Genomic DNA, 22,342 nt, shown 5'->3' on the forward strand with positions numbered 1-22,342 from the left:
CACAGCCACCATCAAGCACAGACAAGAACATCTGATCGATGAGGCTCATGCACTTTATGTTGTCACTCGGGCTACTAAACCCGATCACTGAGTTGTCAGCGACCGAGCCACCTTAGAGACGCCCATCCAAGCGCACAAGCCGGCGGATTCTGACGCAACTGTAGGCAACGGAGCAAGGTGGTGCAGCGCGCTGTAGGACATGTTTACAGGGTGCCGCCGTTACCCCGCTTAGTCGTGGGCGAACTGGTCAATCAACCCCAGACGTGGAACATGGCTGTGTGGCTGTAGCAGCGCGCCAGGAGCAATGACTGCATTCGCGCCAATTTTGCAGCCGTCACCTACCAAGGCACCGAATTTGTTCACCCCCGTCTCGATCACATTATCTGCGTAACGGATCTTGATATTCGCCCCGTCCAGCTCGTTACGATAATTGGCAATGATTGCACCGGCTTCAATATTGACGCCTTCGCCAATCAACGAATCGCCGACGAAATTGAAGTGTGCCAGCTTGCTGGTGGCCAGCATGAAGGTGCTTTTGAGTTCGCAGCTTGGGCCCACAATGCAATGGCTGCCCAAATACACGCCGCCACGCAGGTACGCTCCCGCTGCTACAAATGAGCCTTCGCCGATGATGATTGGGCCCTTGAGCACAGCGCCTTCTTCGACAATGGCGCTTTCGTGGATGGCGCAGTTTCCGTGGCGTCGGTAGCCCGTGCCCAGGCGTGAGAGCAAGGCTAGAACCTGGTTTTCGCAGTCTTGAGCCACCCGCCAAGCGGCAGGCTGCGTCAGGCCAAGGGAGGGCCATTGAGCAATGAATGTACTGATCTCAGGTAGTTTCATGGAGAGCGCTTCCGATGTCGGGAGGGGGATAGAACCGCGCTATTGCCGCTAGAGCAGCGGGCTCAGGCCTCATCTTACAAGGGGCAGCTCCCGATTGACTTCATCCTCAAGAAAGCCGCCAACTCCTCCCGTGCCCAGGCAAAACATCTTGCGGTACTCCGAAGGCGACGTCCCCAGTTGCGCGGCAAAATGCTGCCTCAACGACAGCGCGGTGCCAAACCCCACTTCGCCGGCAATGCATTCAATCGGCAGCTCCGTGGTTTCCAGCAGCGCCTGCGCCCTGGCCACACGTTGCGCGTTGAGCCATTTGGAGACGGTAGTGCCGGTGGCGTCCTTGAAGCGGCGGGTAAAGGTGCGCCGGCTCATCTTCGCCCGGTCGGCCAGCACGTCCAACGAGAGGTCGCTGGCCAGATGGGTGCGCGCCCATGCCAGCACGTCCGACAGGTGTGTCTCGCTGGAGAGTTGCGGCACGGGGTGTTCCACGTATTGCGCCTGGCCACCCTGGCGGTGTGGCGGGGTCACCAGCATCTTTGCGGTGCGGTTCGCCACATCGGCGCCGAGCCGCTGGCGTATCAAGTGCAGGCAGCAGTCGATGGCCGCGACGGTACCTGCGGAGGTGATGATGTTGCCGGCACACACATAAAGCGCCTCCGGCCTGAATCGAGCGCTGGGAAAACGGCGCGCAAACTCGTCACGGGCGGCCCAGTGGGTGGTGGCTTCCTTTTCGTCCAGCAGGCCCGCATCGCCCAGCACGAATGCGCCCAGGCACAAGCCTACGATCAGCTTGCCCTGTGCATCGGCCAGCTGTAGTGCGTGGATGAGTGTGGGGGAGGCCACGACCGATTGATCGCCCCAGGCAGGGATGATGATCACATCGGCGGTGTGCATCAGGTCCAGGCCAAGGCTCACTGAGAGGCCCAGGCCCTGGTCACTGCTGACCATGCCAGGCACTTCTGCGCAGTAACTGATCTGGTAATAAGGCTCATCGGGTGCGGATTGAGCGGTTCCCAACACCATCCCCGGCACGGAAAGATGGAACAGGCTTACGCCATCAAAGGCGAGAACGGCTACGCGGATGGGAGGCATCAGGCCACCTCTGGTGCTGAATCGGTTGGCCCGATTATATCGCTATCTGTCGTTCAGGCCACTGTTGACCCTCGCGGGGTTCGGCAAGAATAAACGCCTCGATCCATCAACAGGGCTCAATTCATGAAACTTACAACGCTCCCTCTGGTTTTCAGCATCGCTTGCGGCGCAGCTGCAACACCTGCACTGGCAGGCTCGGCCATCCCTGACGCCGCCCACAAAGTGGATCTTCAGCAAGTGCGTAACGCGACGGTGAAGATCACCTATGGCGGTACCACCTTCCTGATCGACCCGATGCTGGCCAAAAAAGGCACCTACCCAGGGTTCGAACATACCTACCGTAGCGAGCTGCGCAATCCGCTGGTGGATTTAACCGAGTCGCCGGCACAGGTCATCGCCGGTGTCGACGCTGTGATCGTCACGCACACGCACCTTGACCATTGGGACGACGCTGCACAAAAAGCGTTGCCCAAGGACATCCCGTTGTTTGCCCAGCATGAAGAAGACGCGCAGTTGATTCGGTCCCAGGGCTTCAAGAATGTACGTGTGCTGACCGACGAAGCGGAATTTGGCGGCGTCAAAATCACCAAGACCGGCGGCCAGCATGGCACCGACGAGATGTATGCCGTGCCGGCGCTGGCAAAGCCGCTGGGCGAAGCCATGGGCGTGGTTTTTCAAGCCCCCGGCTACAAGACCCTGTACCTGGCGGGTGACACGGTGTGGCGTAAAGAGGTCGACCAGGCCATCGAGAAGTTCCAGCCTGAGGTGATCGTGCTCAATGCCGGGAAGGCCATGATGGAGGGGTATGAGGGCTCGATCATCATGGGCGAGGACGATGTGCTGCGCGCCGCTCAGGTGGCGAAAAACGCGAAGATCGTGGCCGTGCATATGGACGCCATCAACCACATGTCCCTGACCCGCGAGGCGTTGCGCAGCTACGTCAAGCAACACGGTATCGAGGGGCGTGTGGATATTCCTGAAGACGGCGCTTCATTGGCGTTCTGATGCCAGGCGCAGGTCAAAATGTGGGAGGCGTTGATTGGCCCTCCCTTTTCGGCTGGCGCTACCCCTCGGCTCGATCCCTGATCAGCTGCTTTTGATGTAAGGGACACAAGCGCAAATAGTTTCGCTCGGCTGCCTAGGCGGGTGCTGGACTAGGATTTTTTCTTGCGGTGCACACCGACATTAAAAATTCACTGGCATCTACGAGGAGTAGCCAGTAGGCTACATTTGAATCTGTGACCAATATGATCGGCAGGACGCCCGAGTTCGATACATGGCTCGACGGTATGAAGGATGTGTGGGGTAAGACGGCTGTACTGATCCGCCTGGATCGAGCCGAAGAAAACAATTTTGGCGATTGCCAGCCTGTAGGCGATGGCATGAGTGAAATGCGTGTGTTTGTCGGGCCCGGCTACAGGATTTACTTTGTGCGCACGGGTATCACCGCTTACCTGATGCTGTGGGGGAGCGATAAAACCGACCAGAAACGAGGAATCAAGCGGGCAAAAGAGATTCTTGATGCCCTGAGAGGTCAATGACATGAGTCAATCAACATTCAAACCAGAGGACATGCCGATCCTCGAGCTGGATACATCCAGCACCAGCGCCTATGAGGCTTCACGCTTCCTTGATAGCCCGCAAACCATCAGTGCTTATCTTGCGCAAAGCATGGCGTGCCATGACCCACAAGTCCTTATGAAGGCACTGGCCGAGGTTGCCAAGGCCCAGGGTGTGAACAAGGTTGCCGAAGCGGCGGGGGTGAATCGGGAGAGCCTGTATAAAACCCTGAAAGGCGGCTCAAAGACGCGTTATGAAACGATCCAGAAGCTGATGTTGGCATTAGGGGTGGAGCTGACGGTGCAACCGATTGCCGCGACCACACTTAAAAAAACGGCCGTTAGTGGCAAGACCTGATGGAGCAAAAAAAGAACGGTTTATTTGATTGAAAATAGAGACGTGTGCGCCTGGTCGTGTAGGAAATCGACCTCCGGTAGAGTAAGGTTTTCTCCATAATACTGGTTGTATGTCCAGTGTTTTCGAGGCGGCGTGCTCATGAAACGAAAATGAGTGAAAAATGGGCCGGTGGCAAAAAAAAGCTACTCCGTTAGGTTGAAGTCCTCTCCTTCAAGAAAGGAGAGTTCTTAATTAAATCAATGGAGTCCCAAAATGAACAAACCACAAACCCAGACACCTCTTCGCCATGGTCGTGTCACATCCCCTTCCAGCCGTGGCGCAGTCGCCGTGGATCTCGGCCTGCTGGCTCCCTGGCAGGTCAATGAAATGGAAGGCGGCAAGAACTTCCCGGCACTGACGGCCGGTCCGTTCCCGGCGCCTTATCAAACCGACAGTGACAGCGTCACCCCACCTGCCGACGGCTTCATCCTTAGCGGTGGCAAGACCGATGCCCGTGACTGCGTCAACTTCACCCACGAGGAAATGGCCAAGAAACTCGGCCGTGCTTTCACTTGGCCTTTGCTCAATGTCGAGCCGGGCCAGACCTTCAAGGTCACCTGGGAATACACCGCGGCACACACCACCCGTGGCTATCGCTGGCTGATTACCAAGGATGGTTGGGACCCGAAACAGCGCATCACCCGCGCACAACTGGAAACCCAGCCGTTCGCTGAAGACTTCTATGCCCAGGTGCCTTACTACAGCCATGCAGGCGAACTGAAGGCCAAGGTCAATCATGAAGTGAAACTGCCGGCCAATAAAAAGGGCCAGCATGTGATTGTGTTGATGTGGATCGTCGCCAACACCGGCAACGCCTTCTACCAAGCCTTCGATGTGGACTTCAAATAAGTCCGCACCGTTAAACCCACACGTTCTGAAGGATTAGAACATGTCAAAAATTGACTTTACCTCACTGCAATCGCCGCTCAACGATGCCGCTTCGCTGATGCCGAGCATTGCCGGCAAAAAGATCCTCATGGGCTTCTGGCACAACTGGCCGGCCGGCCCGAGTGATGGCTACCAGCGTGGCCAGTTCGCCACTATGAGCCTGGTGGATATACCAAAGGATTACAACGTGGTGGCCGTGGCCTTCATGAAGGGCAACGGTATCCCAACCTTCAAGCCGTACAACCTGTCCGACGCCGAGTTCCGTCGCCAGGTGGGCGTGCTGAACAGCCAGGGCAGGGCGGTGCTGATATCCCTTGGCGGCGCCGATGCACACATCGAACTGCATAAAGGCAACGAACAGCCACTGGCCAATGAGATTATCCGCCTGGTGGAAACCTATGGCTTTGACGGCCTGGATATCGATCTTGAACAGAGCGCGATTGATTTCGCCGACAACAAGACGGTCCTGCCCGCCGCGTTGAAACTGGTCAAGGACCACTACGCAGGTCAAGGCAAACACTTCATCGTCAGCATGGCGCCGGAGTTTCCGTACCTCACCACTGCCGGCAAATACGTCGGTTATGTCCAGGCGCTGGAAGGCTACTACGACTTCATTGCCCCGCAATATTACAACCAGGGGGGCGATGGCATCTGGGTGCAGGAGGTCAACAAGGGCAACGGCGCCTGGATTGCCCAGAACAACGACGCGATGAAAGAGGACTTCCTGTTTTACCTCACCGAAAGCCTGGTGAGCGGAACGCGCGGGTTTACCAGAATCCCGGCAGACAAGTTGGTCATTGGCCTGCCCGCGAACGTCGACGCGGCTGCCACCGGTTATGTGATCAACCCAACAGCCGTGACCAATACCTTTAAGCGTTTGCACGACAAAGGATTGTCGATCAAGGGCCTGATGACCTGGTCGGTGAATTGGGACAACGGCATCAGCAAAGACCACGTGCCCTACAACTGGGAATTCAGCCGCCGTTATGGGCCGATGATCAATGGCACTGCTCTCTCTGGCCTGGAGCAGGATGCGGCGGATCTGGAGGTCGCCAATCAGCAGTAGCGCAAAGGGGCCTCTGGCAGACGTGCCAGAGGTCAAACCGCTAAGCTTCTGATCTGACTAAAATCCGATGCCTGTTTGGGCATCGGATTTTTTGCGTCACGCTCAAATTGCGCTGAGCGTTCATAAAGCCGATTTACCGCACCAAGCAAGGCCGCTTGTTATCAAAGCCCCAGCCCGGGATCAGAAACTGCATCGCCACACTGTCATCCCGGGCGCCCAGCCCCATGCTTTTGTACAGTTCATGAGCCTTGGCCACCGCGTCCATATCGATGTCCACACCCAGGCCCGGCTTGGCCGGCACCTTTACGTAACCGCCTTCAATCTTCAACGGCTCTCGCGTCAGGCGTTGGCCGTCCTGCCAGATCCAGTGGGTATCGATGGCGGTGATCTCGCCCGGGGCGGCTGCGGCCACTTGGGTAAACATCGCCAAGGAAATATCGAAATGGTTGTTGGAATGCGAGCCCCAGGTCAGGCCCCACTCGTTGCACATTTGCGCGACGCGCACCGAGCCCTGCATGGTCCAGAAGTGCGGGTCGGCGAGAGGGATGTCCACTGATTGCAACTGGATGGCGTGGCCCATCTCGCGCCAGTCGGTGGCGATCATGTTGGTGGCGGTTTTAAGGCCCGTGGCGCGGCGGAATTCGGCCATGACTTCGCGGCCTGAATAACCGTTTTCTGCGCCGCAGGGGTCTTCGGCGTAGGCCAGCACATGATGCTGGTCACGGCACAGGCGAATGGCTTCCTTCAGCGACCATGCGCCGTTGGGATCAAGGGTGATGCGCGCATCAGGAAAGCGCTCGGCTAGCGCGGTGACCGCCTCGATTTCTGCGTCGCCACTCAATACGCCGCCCTTGAGCTTGAAGTCGTTGAAGCCGTATTTAGCCTGGGCCGCTTCAGCCAGGCGCACCACGGCATCGCTGGTCAGGGCTGTTTCATGGCGCAGGCGGAACCAGTCATCATCGGCGTCGGCCTCATTGCGGTAGGCCAGGTTGGTGGCGTTGCGATCACCCACATAGAAGAGGTAGCCGAGCATTTTTACCGCATCGCGCTGTTGTCCCTCGCCGAGTAGGGCCGCCACCGGCACCTCAAGGAATTGGCCAAGCAAGTCGAGCAGGGCGGCTTCCATGGCGGTGACGGCGTGGATGGTGATGCGCAGGTCGAAGGTTTGCAGACCGCGACCGCCGGCGTCCCGCGAGGCAAAGGTGCTGCGCATCTGGTTTAGCACGCGCTGGTATTGGCCAATCGGCTGGCCAATCACCAGGCTGCGCGCATCTTCCAGGGTTTGGCGAATGCGCTCGCCGCCGGGCACTTCGCCCACGCCGGTGTTGCCGCTGCTGTCCTTGAGGATGACGATATTGCGCGTGAAGTAAGGCCCGTGGGCGCCGCTGAGGTTGAGCAGCATGCTGTCGTGGCCGGCGACGGGGATGACTTGGAAGTGGGTGACTACAGGGGTATTCATGGCGCGTTCCTGGCTGAGTTCAAAGAGGTTTGCTGATGGCGGCGCCGCTGGGCGCGCCCGGTACGGCAGAGGGTGAGGTCTTGGCAAAGAACACCAGGATGGCCGCGAGCACCGAAGTGCAGGCCAGGCCATACAGCCCGCCTTGGATCGAGCCGGTGGTCTGCTCCAGAAAGCCGAAGGTAGTCGGCGCAACAAAGCCGCCCAGGTTGCCGATGGAATTGATCAGCGCGATCACGGCGGCGGCGATCCGTACATCCAGGTAGCCCTGGGGGATCGGCCAGAACAGCGAAGACGCGGATTTAAAGCCGATGGCCGCAAAGCAAATCGCAACGAAGGCGAAGATCGGCCCGCCCGTGGTGGACATGAACATCCCCACCGCGGCGATCAGCAGCGCCGCAGCGACCCAGGCCTGCTGGAACTTGAACTTGCCCGACAGCGAGGCGAAGGCGTACATGGCAATGATCGAGATCAGCCAGGGGATCGAGTTGAAGAACCCCACCTGTACGTCACTCAGGTCGCCCATCTTTTTGATGATGCTCGGCAGCCAGAAGGTCGCGGCGTAGATCGTCAGTTGAATGCAGAAGTACAGGGCGCAGAACAGCAGGATCTGGCGGTCCTTGAGCAGCTTGCCGATAGTGGGTTTTACCGTGGTCAGGGCTTCGCGATCACGCTGTTCCTGATCGATGGCGCCCACCAGCGCATCCTGTTCTTCGCGGCTCAACCACTTGGCGTCATGGGGTTTGGAGTCGAGCCAGAACCACACAAAGAAGCCCAGCGCCACCGAGGCGAGGCCCTCGATGCCGAACATCCATTGCCAGCCATGTAAACCAAAGCCTTCGATCTGCAACAACGCGCCCGACAGCGGCCCGGAGATCAACGACGCCACCGCCGAGCCACTGAGGAAGATCGCGATGGCCTTGCCGCGCTCCACGCTGGGCAACCAGCGGGTGAAGTAATAGATCACGCCGGGGAAGAAACCGGCCTCCGCCACGCCCAGCAAGAAACGCAAGATATAGAACTGGGTTTCGTTCTGAATGAACGCCATCAGCGTGGCGACGATGCCCCAGGTAAACATGATGCGGGTCAGCCAGATACGCGCGCCGACTTTTTGCAGCAGCATATTGGACGGCACTTCGAACAACGCATAGCCAATGAAGAACAGCCCGGCACCGAAGCCGTAGGCGGCTGCGCCGATGCCCAGGTCATGCTCCATGTGCGTGCGCACGAAGCCGATATTGACCCGGTCGATGTAGTTGAGGATGAACATGACCACGAACAGCGGGAGCACATGGCCCTTCACTTTGCTCACGGCGCGGGTGAGCGCTGAATCACTTTCGGGTGCGGCTGAGGCTGGGCTTGAATGCTTCACGAATGAAAACTCCCCCTGATTATTTTTATGCGGGTTTGGTGTTTTGTTGACAGACATCATACAAGTTGTTTTTTTAAAACCGCAATCCTGTGAGGGGTGTTTTTGTTCTTATAAGCCGGTATTGAGATTGGCTATTTTGGTTATTTGCCAGATTTTATTGGGTTTTGACTCGCTGGTGACGGCTCGGGGTGGGCGCTTCTCTCAAAGCGAAGGCATGGCCGGGTGAGGTGTAATGATTGTGTTGTCATACAAGTTGCGTGTTTTTCGCCACCACCCGTCGCCCCGTGCGCTCAGGGTGATAAGCTCCCCCCAGCCCAACCCCGTGGACCCGTCTCGATGCCGATTAAAAGCACACCGCCTGTGCGTAAACGTTCCGCCAACCTAGCCCAGGGTGTGGTCGAGGCGCTGACCCAGCGCATCCAGTTGGGGCAACTCAAGCCGGGTGAAAAACTGCCGTCCGAATCCACCATCGTGCTTGAGCACGGGGTGAGCCGTACCGTGGTCCGTGAAGCCTTGTCCAAGCTGCAGGCGTCGGGGCTGGTGGAGACGCGTCACGGCATCGGCACCTTTGTGCTGGCGCCGCACACCCAGCCAGGCTTGCGCTTGCACGTGGACACAGTCGCCAGCGTGCGCAACATGCTCGAATTGCGCCTGGGCCTGGAAGTGCAAGCGGTGGCCCTGGCCGCGCTGCGCAGAAGTGACGCGCAATTGGCCCACATGCGCCAGGCACTGGACGACTACCAAGCCTCCCTGGCCAACAACGACAGCTGTGTGGAGGAGGACAAGCGCTTTCACCAACTGATCGCCGAGGCCACCGGCAATACGTTTTTCACCGATATCATGCAGCACCTGGGCACGGCGATGATTCCGCGTACCCAGGTGAATGCCGTCGAGCGCGGCGGCGCGGACTTTGCCCAACTGGGGCAGTTGGCGAACCTGGAACACGAGGCCATCTACAACGCTATCAAGCGCCAGGACCCGGATGCTGCACGGGCGGCCATGGTGCTGCACTTGACCAACAGCCGGGATCGATTTTCCGGGCACTCTTAAGGAACCACCGTTGAACGAACACACCTTGTCCCAGCGCCTGGAGCGCGTGGCCGCACATGTGCCGGCCGGTGCCCGCCTGGCCGATATCGGCTCGGACCACGCCTACCTGCCCGTGGCGTTGATGCGCCGTGGCGTTATCACGGCGGCGGTAGCGGGGGAGGTGGCCACCACGCCGTTTCACGCGGCCAACCGTACCGTGGCCGACAACGGCCTGGAACCGCGCATCAGCGTGCGCCTGGCCAATGGTTTGGAGGCCATCGAAGCGGGCGACGACATCACCGCTATCAGCCTGTGCGGCATGGGCGGCGAGACCATCCGCGACATCCTCGACAGCGGCAAGGCGCGGTTGAGTGGGCGAGAGCGCCTGATCCTGCAACCCAATGGTGGTGAGCAGCCGCTGCGCCAATGGTTGATGGAGAACGGCTACCAGATTCTTCACGAAGAGGTGCTACGGGAGAATCGTTTTTATTACGAGGTTATCGTTGCCGAACATGCCGGGCCGGTGATCTACAGCGAAGAGCAGCTGTACTTCGGGCCGCAGCATCTGCAAGCGCGTAGCCCTGTATTTTTGGCGAAGTGGCAACGCCTGTTGGGCAAGAAGCAGAAAACGCTGGTCAGCTTCGAACAGGCCCGGCACAAAGTGCCCGAAGAAAAACTCCAAGAGATTGCCCGGCAGATTGAATGGATCACTCAAATGTTCGGCTGAACACTGTAGAAAGTGCTAGGAAATTTCCTACAAGCATGGCGACGCTTCCTACATAGACGTACCCCCCGCACTCCGATAATGGATCCAGACGAAACGCGCTATCCCGCAGTCGGGTTGCCACGTCGATCCGTCTGAAGGCCTATAGAAAGGCTTGCAGACACCTCTTCATTATTGTGGATGTGATCATGAAAAAGTTTGTTCTCAAAGGTTTGACCCTGGCTCTGGTTCTGGCGGGCGCTTCGCAAGCTGCAATGGCTGCGGACGGCGAAATCAACTTCATCGGCAGCGTGACCGATAACACCTGCCCGGTTGTAGTCGATGACCTGAACGGTTCGGCAGGCGCCGGTGATGTGGGCCTGGGCAGCGTTCCTGTGACGTCCCTGGCATCGGTTGGGCAAATAGCGGGCGGCGGTGCGTTCACGCTGACCATTGATACTACTGCGCCAGGTTGCAGCGTCACCGGTAAGAAAGCCGTGGTCAAGTTCCTGTCCTTGAGCGGAAACGCCGGTGCCAACGGCCAATGGATCGGCCTCACGCCTGAAGCTGGCGTGGCCAACAACGTTGCCGTGCAAATCAAGGACGCGACCGGCAAGGACGTGCAAGTCGGTCTGGAGTCCTCGCCTTACCTGGACCTGACCCAACCGTTGCGTTTTACCGCCAACTACATCGCCACCGGTACCGCGACCGCAGGCCCTGCCAACGCCAAGGCGGCGTTCACGGTCGACTACCAGTAACGCCTATCGACGGTCAGCCGGGAGAGATCATTCCCGGCTGTGCTTCCCCGCACGACCGCCCTGTGGCCCTCGTGCCAAGAGGATGCTCGAAATGCAACGTACCAATACTTCATTAAAAACCGCAGCGCTGCTGACGGTGTTCTTGAGCAGCGCGCTGCTGGGCAGCACCAGCCAGGCCGGCGTAATGCTTGGTGGCACACGAATTGTGTTCGATGGCAGCAAGCGTGACGCGTCCATCACCGTTGGCAACACCACTGCGCAACCCTACGCGGTGCAGACCTGGATCAATACCGAGGCCGACGACAACACCACTGCGACACCGTTCGTGGCCACGCCACCGCTGTTTCGCCTGGACCCGCACAAAGAGCAGATGGTGCGCATCCAGAAAGTGCCGGGCGAATTGCCCAAGGACCGTGAGTCGGTGTTTTATTTCAATGCTCAGGAAATCCCGGTCGCGGGCAAGGCGGACGAGAACACGCTGAAGATCGCCATGCGTACGCGTATCAAGTTGTTCTATCGCCCGGCCGGTCTCAAGGGCAATTCGCTGGACGCGCTGGAGCAGTTGCGCTGGAGCCTCGTGCAGCAGCAGGGCAAGACACTGCTTGTGGTGAACAACCCTTCGGCGTTTCACGTTTCGTTCATTGGCGTGAAAGTGGCTGCCGGTGCGCAATCGCTGGAAGTCAGCGAGCCGAAAATGGTTGCCCCGAAGAGCAGCCAGCAATACCCGCTGCCTGGTTTCAACAGCCGCAACGGTGAAGTGACGTTCTCTGCCATCAACGATTTTGGCGGTTACAGCGCACCCTCGACCGTTGCCCTGAACAGCGCCCCTTAAACGCTTTCGTCCCTTTTCCCTGCGAACACGCCCTAGCGTTGCTGATGCAACGTGACGGCAGCGTATTGAGTATTGTCATGCGAATCGATGCCCCGACCCTGAACTGCCCGCCCGTGCCGTTTACGCCGTTGCGCCTGTCCGCCGCCGTTCTGGCCGCGTTGATGGGCAGCCTTGCGCACGCCGATGAAGCGCCGAAGTTTGATGCCAGTTTCATGCAGTCATTCGGCGGCACCAGCGCCGGGCCGAACCTGGACCTCGATGCGGTTGCCAACAGCGCCAGTATCGGGCCGGGGACCTATCCGGTCGTGGTTCGCCTGAATCAGAGCTTTTTCGACCGACGCGATATGACCTTCGCACCGGATGCAAAAAGTGGCGAGGTTCGTGCGTGTTTGTCGGCAGCGTTTCTCAGGGAGCTTGGGGTCAAACTGGATGCGTTCCAGGTGCCTGGTGAAGCACTGCCGACATGCATTGACCTGGCGGGCATGGTAGAGGGCGCTTCGGTCAGCTTCGACGCCAACCGACTGGCCCTGGACATCAGCGTGCCGCAGATCGCGTTGCGCCGTGATGCGGCCGGTTATGTCGCCCCGCGGGATTGGGATCGAGGGATCAACGCCGCGATGCTCAACTACCAGTTTTCGGCGGCGCAGACCCAGTCCAATGCTAGGGGCAATGGCACCCAATACAGCCTGTACACCAGTGGCGGTTTCAACCTGGGGAACTGGCGTTTTCGCAGCAGCTCATCGTTTCGCCAGGACGAAGAAGGCAAGCGTGAATGGCAGCGCAGTAATACCTACGCACAGCGTGATCTCACTGCGATCAAGGGCACCCTGACGGCGGGCGAAAGCTTCACGCCGGGCGATGTCTTCGACAGCATTCCTTTTCGCGGCGTGCAGGTGGCATCCGATATGGGCATGTTACCGGACTCGATGCAGGGCTACGCGCCTGTGATCCGCGGCATTGCCGAAACCCAGGCCAAGGTCGAAGTGCGGCAGAACGGCTATTCGCTCTACACCACTTATGTCGCGCCGGGCGCTTTCGAGATTGATGACCTCAACGCCGCCTCGGGCAGTGGCGATCTGGAGATCATCATCACCGAGGCCGACGGCCGCGAGCGGCGCTTCACCCAGCCCTACGCGACGCTGGGCAACATGCTGCGGGAAAATACCTGGCGCTACAGCCTGACCGCCGGGCAATACAACGCCGTTGATGGCGGCCAGCGGCCAGCCTTCGCACAAGCTTCGTTGGCTTATGGGTTGCCATTTGACCTGACGGTGTATGGCGGCTTGTTGGGTGCCGATTTCTACCGCGCCGGCGTGGCTGGCGTCGGCAAGAGCCTGGGCAGCCTGGGTGCGGTGTCCGTCGATGTGACCCAAGCCCGCACCGAAGTGCCGAAGGCCGTCAGTGCGCAAGGTTCCCAGCAGAACGGTCAGAGCGTTGGCGTGCGTTACGGCAAGGCGTTCGAGACCGGCACATCGGTGCGTTTTGCCGGGTATCGTTATTCGACCGAAGGCTATCGTGATTTCGACGAGGCCGTGCGCCTGCAGGAGCCGAATAGCGACTACAACCGCTTTTCCAAACGCAGCAAGCTCGAGGCCAGTGTCAACCAGGCACTGGACCGCTACGGCTCGTTCTATCTGAATATGAGCAAGCAGAATTATTGGGGCTCTTCACGCCAGGACAAACAGCTGCAAGTCGGTTTCAATACCCAGTACAAAAATGTTTCTTATGGCGTCTACGCCAGTAAAACGCTGACCGACAACTATGGGCAGAACAACCAGTTGGTGTTCACCGTGTCGATGCCCCTCGGTCAGACGCGCAGCACCGGCACCTATTCCGTCACCCGAAACAACGACGGTAGCCTGGATCAGCGCGCCGGTGTGAGCGGCAACAACGGCGCGGTGACCTACAACGTCAACGCCAACCGCACCGAGAGTGGCGGCAACAATGGTTCGGCCTTGGTTGGCTACCGCGCGCCGTTCGCACAATTGGGCGCAGGGGTCAGTGTCGGCAGCAACTACCGTCAGACCTCGGTGAGTGCGGCGGGCTCGGTGTTGGCGCACGCCGACGGCGTAGAGTTCGGTCAAATCCTGGGCGAAACGGTGGCGCTGGTAGAGGTCAAGGACACACCGGACGTCGGCGTGCTCAACGCGCCTGGCACCCTCACGAACAGCAAGGGCTATGCATTGGTGCCCTACGTGACGCCTTATCGCAAAAACCGCGTGGCACTCGATACCAGCGAACTGGATACCCGTGTGGATATTGATGAGGGGGTGACGAATGTAGTGCCGCGCCGTGGCGCCGTGGTCAAGGCCAGCTTCACTGCCAGCCGTTCGGAGAAAGTCCTGCTCAATGTAAGCCTCAAGGACGGTTCGCTGTTGCCGTTCGGCACCACGGTGATGGATGAAAAAGGCATTGGCGTCGGGGTGGTGGGGCAGGCCGGCCAGGTATTGTTGTCGGTCAATGAAGGCACGCTGTACAGCATGAAGTGGGGCGAAAAAGCCTCGCAACGCTGCTCGATTGTGCTTGATATCAGCAAGGCCCCAGTGGTTGACGGGTATCGGGTGATGAGCGCGATGTGCGGCGCGCCATGAAAAAGCGAGGTCCGGAGAATCTCGACCTGGCGCGCAGCGACCTGATACGCCCATTGCCGAGTGAATACGAAGTGCGTCAAGGCCTGGCTCTTGGGGAGTTCCGCGCCTGGTATCAGCCGCAGTTACAGCTGCGCAGCGGTGCGGTGGTGGCTGTCGAAGCTTTGGTGCGCTGGGAACACCCGGCGCGTGGCGTGCTGTTGCCGGTAGATTTTCTAGGTGCGGTGCTGGCGTATGACTTGGTCGATCAGATGTTCAAGCAATTACTTGAACAGGGCTTGAGCCTACTGGGCGTGTTACGTCAGCAGGGTGTGAGTTTGACATTGGCGTTCAACCTGCATGCGTCGCAGTTGGTGGATGGCCGGTTGGTCGAGCACATCCGGTGCGCTCTCGATGGCCATGGCTTCAAGGGGTCGACGCTGACTTTCGAGTTGGCGGAAAACGGCCTGCTGCTCTGTGCACCCAGTTTGCGCCACAGCCTTGTACGCCTGCGGCTACTGGGTTGTGGCCTGGCGATCGACGACTTCGGCGTGGGGTTTACCTCTCTCAAGTCGCTGTGTGAGATGCCATTTACCGAGATCAAACTCGATGGCCGGTTTGTTCGCCACCTGGCTCGGCCTGATCATCGCGCGATGGTGGCGGCCACCCAGGCGCTGGTGCAGTCATTGAGCATGAACCTGGTGATTGAAGGCATCAGCAGCCTGCGGGTGCGTAACAGTGTACTGCATCTGGGCTGCGTGACCGGCCAGGGATTTTTCCTGGCTCGGCCGATGACCGGGCGGGACCTGCTGCAATGGTTGGGTACAGCCCAACCGGCAAGATGAAGCTCGCCCGTGGGTGAAGCAAATATTGCGAAATTTCCTACAATTGGCTCACGCTCGTGTATTTTCGGCGTGAGCTTGGCATTCGTATGGCGGTGTTTTCACAGAGGTCTGTATGCATAAAGCGATAGTTGTGGACGATCATCCGTTCATTCGCTCGTCAGTCAAAATGTTGCTACAGCAGGAAGGTTTTGACGTGGTCGGCGAAGCCGACAACGGCGCCAATGCGTTGCAGCTGGTCCGCGACCATACGCCAGCCCTGGTGGTGCTGGATATCACGATGCCAAAACTGGATGGCTTGGAAGTCATCTCGCGAATCGTCAGCCTGGGAGTTCCGTGCAAGGTCCTGGTGCTGACCTCGCAGTCGGCGCAGTTTTATTCGATGCGCTGCATGAAGGCCGGTGCCGCCGGATTTATCTCCAAGACCAATGGGCTTGAGGAACTGGTCAAAGCGATCAAGGCCATCATGGATGGCTATACGTTCTTCCCCAACCTGGCCACGAGCTCGGTGCGCCGCAGCGATATCGAGACGACTGATCTGGAGTTGATTCAAACGCTGTCCGATCGAGAGCTGATGATCCTGCAACAGCTGGCCAAGGGCATGAGCAATAAGGAAATCGGCGATTCGATGTTGCTGAGCAATAAAACCATCAGTACCTACAAAACGCGCCTGATCGAGAAACTTAACGTTAAATCGGTGGTTTACCTTGCCGATTTCGCCAATCGCAACAACCTGATCTAGATGGTCTTCCTCAGGACCGGCCTTGTCGCCCTTGTGCTTCTGGTGGCGCTGGGCACCGTGCCGCTCGCCCAGGCCGAGGCCGAAGCGTTCAGGCTGGTCGGGCGGTCGGCAGCGGACGACTACTCGGCAACCCTCGACGGACCCGATTGGCACTGGCTGCGGCAAAAGCGCAGTCTCGTGCTGGGCACATCGGCACCTGATTACTCGCCTTTTGCTATCACCGGTAACAGCGGCGACTACGAAGGCCTCACCGCCGACTATGCGCAATTGATCGCGCAACTGTTACACGTCGATGTGCAGGTGCGCCGTTACGATTCTCGCGCCGAAGTGATCACGGCACTCAAGAACGGCGAAGTCGATCTACTGGGCACTGCCAATGGCTATGAAGCCAGCGATCCCCAGTTGGCCCTGACCTTGAGTTACGCCGATGATCAACCAGTGCTGGTCACGCGCATCGGCGACAGCCAGTCGCTGTCCACGGACCTGGCGGGCAAGCGTGTGGCGATGCTGTATCACTATTTGCCGCAAGCGGTCGTTGAGCAGTTTTACCCGCAAGCGTCCGTGCAGCTATATCCGTCGACCTTGAGCGCGCTCGGGGCCGTCGCGTTCGGGCAGGCCGATGTCTACCTCGGCGACTCGATCAGCTCCAACTACCTGATCAAGAAAAACTACCTCAACAATGTGCAGCTCAGCGATTTTTCGCGTATGGAGGTGCAGGCGTTCGCGTTCGCCGTCACCCGCGACAATACGCAGTTGCTGCGCGTGCTCAATAGTGCGCTTGAGGCTATTCCCGCCTCCGAGCGCATGACGATTCTGCGCCGCTGGGGCGTCGGTGGCGCCAGCATGCCGGGCCGGCCGACCCTGCATTTCAGCATCCGCGAGCAACGTTGGCTGAATGAGCATCCACGGGTAAACGTTGCTATCAACGAAAATTACCTGCCGCTGACGTTTATCGACGGCGACGGCAATGTCCGCGGCGTCAGCGCGGATGTATTGAACAAGATCAGCCAGCGCACCGGCCTGAAATTCGATTTCCAGCGGGCCGACTCGGTGCATGACCTGATTGACCTGGTGAGCAGCGGCAAGGCCGATCTGCTGGCAGCGTTTACCCCAAGCATCGAGCGTGAAAACAACTTGCGTTTCACGCGGCCCTACCTCACCAACCCCTTTGTCTTGATAACGGCCTCCGGTGCCGACTATCACACCCTCGACCAGATGGCGGGAAAACGCCTGGCCCTGGTGCGTGGCAATGTGCTGCGCGAGTTTTTGGTGGAGCAGTTTCCCCACGTCCACCTGATCCCGGCCCGCAATGCGGTGGATGCCATGGCGATGCTGGCTCGTGGCGAAGTCGATGGGGCTGTCAACTCGTTGATCAGTGCGCGCTACATGATTTCGCGCCAGTACCGCAATCAGCTGCAGGTCACCAGTACCGTTGGCACTGTACCGGCACGCATTGCCCTGGCCACCAATCGTGGCTCCCTGGAACTGTATTCGATCCTCGACAAAGCGCTGTTAAGCATTCCCCCGGAAGAAATGGACGAATTGACCAATCGCTGGCGCAACGAAGTAGTGATCGACGACAGCTACTGGTTGCGCAATCGCAGTGCGATTCTCAAAGGCTTCGGCATCGCCGGCGTACTGTTGCTGCTGGCGCTGGGATGGATTGGTTATCTGCGCAGGCTCATCCGCAAGCGCCGCCAGGCCGAACTGGCGCTCAGTGACCAACTGGAATTCATGCGAGTGCTGATCAACGGCACGCCGCACCCTATTTATGTGCGTGACCGTGAAGGCAAGTTAGTGACGTGTAACGCAGGCTACCTGCAAGCGTTCGGCGTGGAGATGCAAGCCGTACTCGGCAAGCGAGTCACTGACGGTGTGGTGAGCGATGTGGCGCAGGCGCGTGCCTACCACGATGCGTACCTGCAAGTGATGGACAGCGATGAGCCGAGTATTCAGGACCGCACGCTGACCATGGCCTCGGGGCAGTCGCTGACGATATATCACTGGATGCTGCCGTACAGGGGCAACGACGGGCGCGTCAACGGCATGATCGCCGGTTGGATCGACATCAGCGAGCGGCAGCAACTGGTACAGGCGCTGCAGATGGCCAAGGATGAAGCTGACGATGCCAACCGTGCGAAGTCAACGTTTCTGGCGACCATGAGCCATGAAATCCGCACTCCCATGAATGCGGTCATCGGCATGCTGGAACTGGCCATGAAAAAGGCTGACAAGGGTGTGCTGGACCGTATGTCTATCGAGGTAGCGTCGGGCGCGGCACGGGGTTTACTTGACCTGATCGGCGACATCCTCGATATCGCCCGCATCGAGTCCGGCCGTCTGTCGCTGACGCCGGAGCGCGCGAATGTGCGTGAATTGATCGAGTCTGTCGCACGGGTTTTCGACGGATTGGCCCGACAGAAAAACCTGGCCTTGACCCTGGATATGCAGGCATTGACCAACGTCGACGTACTGATTGACCCTATGCGCTTCAAGCAGGTGCTGTCCAATCTGTTAAGCAATGCGATCAAGTTCACCGATGTCGGCCAGGTGCGCCTCAGTGTCCTGGCCGACTGCGCGCCTGAGCAGCAACGGCTGCAATTATGCGTGCGCGTCGAAGACAGCGGGCGCGGAATTTCGCCGCACGACCAGCACCGCTTGTTCAGCCCCTTCACCCAGGCTGAAAACCACGGCCAGTCACCGCGTGGCGGTTCCGGACTGGGGCTGGTGATCAGCCGTACCTTGTGCGAAATGATGGACGGAACGCTGACCTTGAAGAGCACGCTGGGGCAGGGTACCCAGGTCGAGGTGCGTTTGGATCTGCCGATATTGGAGCCGCAGGCCTTTGACCCGCAAGCGCAGGCCGAGTGGGAGGCGAGCATTGAAGCCTTGAATATCCTGGTGGTCGATGATTACCCGGCCAACCGCTTGCTGCTGACCCAGCAGTTGAGTTACCTGGGCCACCGGGTCACCGACGCCGAGGACGGCGCCCATGGTCTGCGAGCCTGGCGCAACGAGACGTTCGACGTGGTCATCACCGACTGCAATATGCCGATCATGAATGGCTACGAACTGGCCCGTGCAATCCGTAACGAAGAAACCGCACGCGGGCTGCCGCGCTGCTTTGTGCTGGGCTTCACTGCCAATGCGCTGGCGGAAGAAAAGCTGCGTTGCGCCGATGCCGGCATGGACGACTGTGTATTCAAACCCATCCGCCTCAAGGACCTGAACGCACGTTTGGCGCTAGCGACTGCGCACGCGTCTCTACCTGGTACTGAGGCGTTGCCGCCCACACCGCTTGCGACGTTGATCGACCTCCGCGCGCTGGAGCAGTTGGCAGGTGGCGATTCGGCATCAACCATGCGCCTGCTGCGCGATCTGGCCGCCAGCAACGCCAGCGACATGGCCCAGTTGCTGCAATTGTTTACCCAGCATGACATGCAAGGTCTGGCTGATCTGGCACATCGGGTCAAGGGCGGCGCTCGCATCATCAACTGCGCGGCGCTGATTGACGCCTGCGAGGCCTTGGAAGTGGCGACCGAAGGGTTGGATTCAAGCGTTCTGATCGCGGCGGTCGACACTGTGCAGCAGTCGATGGAGCAACTAGCAGCTCAGCTGGATGTGAGTTTGGAATAAACGCTTGGGAAATTTCCTACGACCATAGGGACGCTTCCTAATTAGCAGTTCCCTTAAGCGCGGAACAATGGCAGGCCTCATTTCGCCGAGTTCACCGCCATGTCCAGCCTTCCGCTTCGTATCCTGGTACTTGAAGACCACGCGTTTCAGCGCGCCTATGTGGTCAGGGTGCTTGAGCAGTTGGGGTGCGCCACTGTTTATGAGGCCGCTGACGGCGCCCAGGCGCTGGCCTTGCTAGAGGCGGTCGGCCCGGTCGATGTTGCCCTGTGTGACTTGCAGATGGAGGGCATGGATGGTGTGGAGTTCATCCAGCGCGTGGGCACCGGCGGTCAAGTCGGGGCGATCATTATCAGCAGCTCTCTGCCGGCGGATCTTCGGCGGGCCGTACGTCAGATGGTGTCATTATTGGGGCTGGAGTTTCTAGGGGATATGGAAAAGCCGCTGCACGGGCCCAAGTTGCGCCAACTGCTTGAAAAACGCCTGCAGCGGATGCCTGAGGCACGCCCGGCGGCACAGCCAGAGCCTGAAGTCGCCAGTGAGGTGCAGGTTCGGCGTGCGCTCGCCGAGCGGCAACTGCACGCGTTCTATCAGCCCAAATTCAACCTGGTGACGGGAGGCGTCGAGGGCGTCGAAGTGCTCGCCCGCTGGCAGCATCCGTCTGGACTCGTGCTGTCGCCATCGGTATTCATGCCCGCGCTGGAGCGTTTTGGCCTGCTGGACGAATGGCTGTACACGAAAATGGATCAGGCCCTTGCTGTACAAGAGCAGGCACGGCGCCAGGGCGTTTCAGTGAACATGGCGTTCAATCTTCACGCCGGGCAATTGGCCAGCCGGACGCTGACCGCTAACGTCAAGCAACTGTTGGCCCGCCATGGTGCTGTCGGCCACGGTGTGACTTTCGAGATCACCGAGAGCGGCCTGCTCGAAACTTCCACTGTCAGCCTGGAGAGCCTGGTGCACCTGCGAATGATGGGCTGCCGTTTATCTATCGATGATTTCGGTGCGGGTTTCTCTTCGATGCAGCGGTTGTGTCAATTGCCGTTCAACGAAATCAAGCTGGATGCGGAGTTTGTGCGCACCCTTGAAGAAGAACCGAGGTGCCTGGCAGTGATCGCCAGCACCCTGGCACTTGGGCACACTCTGGGCATGTCAGTGGTTATCGAGGGAATCGAAACCACCGCGCAACACCGCAAGCTGCTCGAGTTGGGCTGCACCCTGGGCCAGGGCTATTGGTACGCCCGGCCAATGAGCGGCCCGGACCTGTTGTGCTGGCTGAAACATCCGCAGGCGTTGCGATAGCGCCCATTCCCTGACATTACCCGTCGCCCCATCGCTCCGGCAGGGCGGAACAAACCCTTTGCAAAAAAATGCTCGGAAATTTCCTACAGGCTGGCGGGATGGAAGCTACAGGTCGAACGGAGGCTGGTTTGGATAATTCTCTCATAACCGGCCCCTGCTACGGGCCTCTATTCATTTGCGGGACTTCACTCATGAATTTCATTTCACGACTTTCGGGATGCCTTGGCGTGCTGGCGCTGGCGTTGTTTTCGGCGCCCGTTATGGCGGCCTGTACATGGGCCGGCAGCGACTGGTCGCCCAAACAACTGACGCTGACCGGTGGCGTGGTCTACGCGCCCAGGGACATACCGATCGGCAGTACGCTCAATACCGCGCTTACGCTGCGTGAGCTGAGTTTTGGGGACTCGCTGGCCTGTGGCGCGCCGGCGTCCTACAGCACGACGCTGATGGGGCCATTGGCAACGAACATACCCGTGGACACCATGAGAGTGCCGGCCAATGCGTTGCTGCAAACCAACGTACCGGGTATTGGCCTGGCCATTTACATGACGGGGTTCGCACCGGGCTGGGAGAGCCCTGCAGGTAACGCTGAGCGCTTTATTCCCTTCAGCATGAACTACAACGGCTCGTTCGCGGTGGGCATGCCTTCGGCGATGATGCGTTATCTGCTGGTCAAAACCGGCGACATTCCGGCCGGCACCCACAGCATCAATCAGTTGGTCGCCAGGGCCTCGACCGATCGCGGCGCTATTTTCGACCTGAACTTCACCGCCACCGTGACCGTGGCGGGCTGCTCGATGCCAGCGGCGCCAGGCAACCAGATCAACGTGCCCATGGGGACGTGGGAAAAACGCGTGTTCAACGGCAAGGACTCCACCAGCCCCGCGCAATCGTTCGCCATCACGCTCAATTCCTGTATCGCCGGTAATAACTATCCGGTGAACACCAACGGCTACTTTTTCAACAACTATGCCGCTATTCAGATCGACGCAAACAAAAGCTCGACGGTGATCGATGCGGCCAACGGTATCCTCAGCCTGTCGAGTGACTCCACCGCTCAGGGCTTAGCCATCCAGATCTTGCGTGAGAACGGCACTCCGATGAACTTGGGCCAATCGCTGCGGCTGACGCGGGTGGTCAACGGCACGACCACAGTGCCGTTGCAGGCGCGTTACATCCAGACCGGTGAAGGGGCAACGCCACAGCCCGGGTCGGCCAACGGGTATGCGAGTTTTTCCGTGACGTATCGGTGAAAAGGATGGGCCACTGA

Annotated in this window: 18 protein-coding genes and 1 pseudogene; 15 read left to right on the top strand and 4 right to left on the bottom strand. The window is 59.2% G+C overall.

The genetic code is table 11. The features are described from left to right. Positions 1–228: 228 nt before the first annotated feature. Together DK871_RS10610 and DK871_RS10615 are read right to left on the bottom strand one after the other, a co-directional pair. Complete coding sequence (locus tag DK871_RS10610; RefSeq protein WP_161904976.1) at positions 229–840, bottom strand: transferase; 612 nt, start codon at positions 838–840, stop codon at positions 229–231. Between the two features lie 69 nt (positions 841–909). Further along, positions 910–1,926 carry a GlxA family transcriptional regulator gene (locus tag DK871_RS10615; protein WP_256677431.1) on the bottom strand — a complete coding sequence of 339 codons (1,017 nt, stop codon included), beginning with the start codon at positions 1,924–1,926 and terminating at the stop codon, positions 910–912. Between the two features lie 123 nt (positions 1,927–2,049). Here DK871_RS10615 and DK871_RS10620 point away from each other — a divergent pair, with 123 nt between their 5' ends. The 5 genes and pseudogenes from DK871_RS10620 to DK871_RS10640 all read left to right on the top strand — a co-directional run. Then, complete coding sequence (locus DK871_RS10620; protein WP_161904977.1) at positions 2,050–2,931, top strand: MBL fold metallo-hydrolase; 882 nt, start codon at positions 2,050–2,052, stop codon at positions 2,929–2,931. 233 nt (positions 2,932–3,164) lie between these two features. Continuing rightward, positions 3,165–3,467: a type II toxin-antitoxin system RelE/ParE family toxin gene (locus DK871_RS10625; RefSeq protein WP_161904978.1), complete on the top strand. Its 303-nt coding sequence runs from the start codon at positions 3,165–3,167 to the stop codon at positions 3,465–3,467. 1 nt (position 3,468) lies between these two features. Next, complete coding sequence (locus tag DK871_RS10630; RefSeq protein ID WP_161904979.1) at positions 3,469–3,843, top strand: addiction module antidote protein; 375 nt, start codon at positions 3,469–3,471, stop codon at positions 3,841–3,843. Between the two features lie 252 nt (positions 3,844–4,095). Then, positions 4,096–4,731 (top strand): lytic polysaccharide monooxygenase auxiliary activity family 9 protein, encoded by a 636-nt coding sequence (locus DK871_RS10635; protein ID WP_161904980.1) that lies wholly within the window; start codon positions 4,096–4,098, stop codon positions 4,729–4,731. A gap of 40 nt (positions 4,732–4,771) precedes the next feature. Further along, a pseudogene (locus DK871_RS10640) lies at positions 4,772–5,773 on the top strand (chitinase); the annotation flags it as partial. A gap of 196 nt (positions 5,774–5,969) precedes the next feature. On the opposite strand, the gene gudD reads toward DK871_RS10640, so the two are convergent. Both gudD and DK871_RS10650 read right to left on the bottom strand, forming a co-directional pair. Continuing rightward, on the bottom strand, positions 5,970–7,295 hold the full coding sequence (gudD, locus tag DK871_RS10645) for a glucarate dehydratase (RefSeq protein ID WP_161904982.1): 1,326 nt from the start codon (positions 7,293–7,295) through the stop codon (positions 5,970–5,972). Positions 7,296–7,314: 19 nt separating this feature from the next. Beyond that, positions 7,315–8,664, bottom strand: coding sequence for an MFS transporter (locus DK871_RS10650; RefSeq protein ID WP_161904983.1), 1,350 nt, complete (start codon positions 8,662–8,664; stop codon positions 7,315–7,317). Positions 8,665–9,000: 336 nt separating this feature from the next. Here DK871_RS10650 and DK871_RS10655 point away from each other — a divergent pair, with 336 nt between their 5' ends. The 10 genes from DK871_RS10655 (at position 9,001) to DK871_RS10700 (ending at position 22,325) form a co-directional block, all read left to right on the top strand. Beyond that, positions 9,001–9,714: a FadR/GntR family transcriptional regulator gene (locus tag DK871_RS10655; protein WP_161904984.1), complete on the top strand. Its 714-nt coding sequence runs from the start codon at positions 9,001–9,003 to the stop codon at positions 9,712–9,714. Between the two features lie 10 nt (positions 9,715–9,724). Beyond that, positions 9,725–10,420: a tRNA (adenine(22)-N(1))-methyltransferase TrmK gene (locus DK871_RS10660; protein ID WP_161904985.1), complete on the top strand. Its 696-nt coding sequence runs from the start codon at positions 9,725–9,727 to the stop codon at positions 10,418–10,420. Positions 10,421–10,605: 185 nt separating this feature from the next. After that, on the top strand, positions 10,606–11,154 hold the full coding sequence (locus tag DK871_RS10665) for a fimbrial protein (protein WP_161904986.1): 549 nt from the start codon (positions 10,606–10,608) through the stop codon (positions 11,152–11,154). 91 nt (positions 11,155–11,245) lie between these two features. Next, the gene (locus DK871_RS10670; RefSeq protein WP_161904987.1) at positions 11,246–11,986 is read left to right on the top strand and encodes a molecular chaperone; all 741 of its coding nucleotides are present in this window, start codon (positions 11,246–11,248) and stop codon (positions 11,984–11,986) included. A gap of 77 nt (positions 11,987–12,063) precedes the next feature. Then, complete coding sequence (locus DK871_RS10675) at positions 12,064–14,577, top strand: fimbria/pilus outer membrane usher protein (protein WP_161904988.1); 2,514 nt, start codon at positions 12,064–12,066, stop codon at positions 14,575–14,577. Continuing rightward, on the top strand, positions 14,574–15,398 hold the full coding sequence (locus tag DK871_RS10680; RefSeq protein ID WP_161904989.1) for an EAL domain-containing protein: 825 nt from the start codon (positions 14,574–14,576) through the stop codon (positions 15,396–15,398). The genes DK871_RS10675 and DK871_RS10680 overlap by 4 nt, the downstream gene beginning before the upstream one ends. 112 nt (positions 15,399–15,510) lie before the next feature. Further along, positions 15,511–16,137, top strand: a complete 627-nt coding sequence (locus DK871_RS10685) for a response regulator transcription factor (RefSeq protein WP_161904990.1) — start codon at positions 15,511–15,513, stop codon at positions 16,135–16,137. Continuing rightward, on the top strand, positions 16,138–19,773 hold the full coding sequence (locus DK871_RS10690; protein WP_161904991.1) for a transporter substrate-binding domain-containing protein: 3,636 nt from the start codon (positions 16,138–16,140) through the stop codon (positions 19,771–19,773). A 99-nt stretch (positions 19,774–19,872) separates the two neighbouring features. After that, positions 19,873–21,072 (top strand): EAL domain-containing protein, encoded by a 1,200-nt coding sequence (locus DK871_RS10695; protein WP_161904992.1) that lies wholly within the window; start codon positions 19,873–19,875, stop codon positions 21,070–21,072. Positions 21,073–21,263: 191 nt separating this feature from the next. Next, entirely contained in the window at positions 21,264–22,325 is a 1,062-nt protein-coding gene (locus tag DK871_RS10700) for a fimbrial protein (RefSeq protein ID WP_161904993.1), read from the top strand. Positions 22,326–22,342: the final 17 nt, after the last annotated feature.

Source organism: Pseudomonas sp. L13 (genome assembly GCF_009935965.1).
Classification (GTDB): domain Bacteria; phylum Pseudomonadota; class Gammaproteobacteria; order Pseudomonadales; family Pseudomonadaceae; genus Aquipseudomonas; species Aquipseudomonas lactis.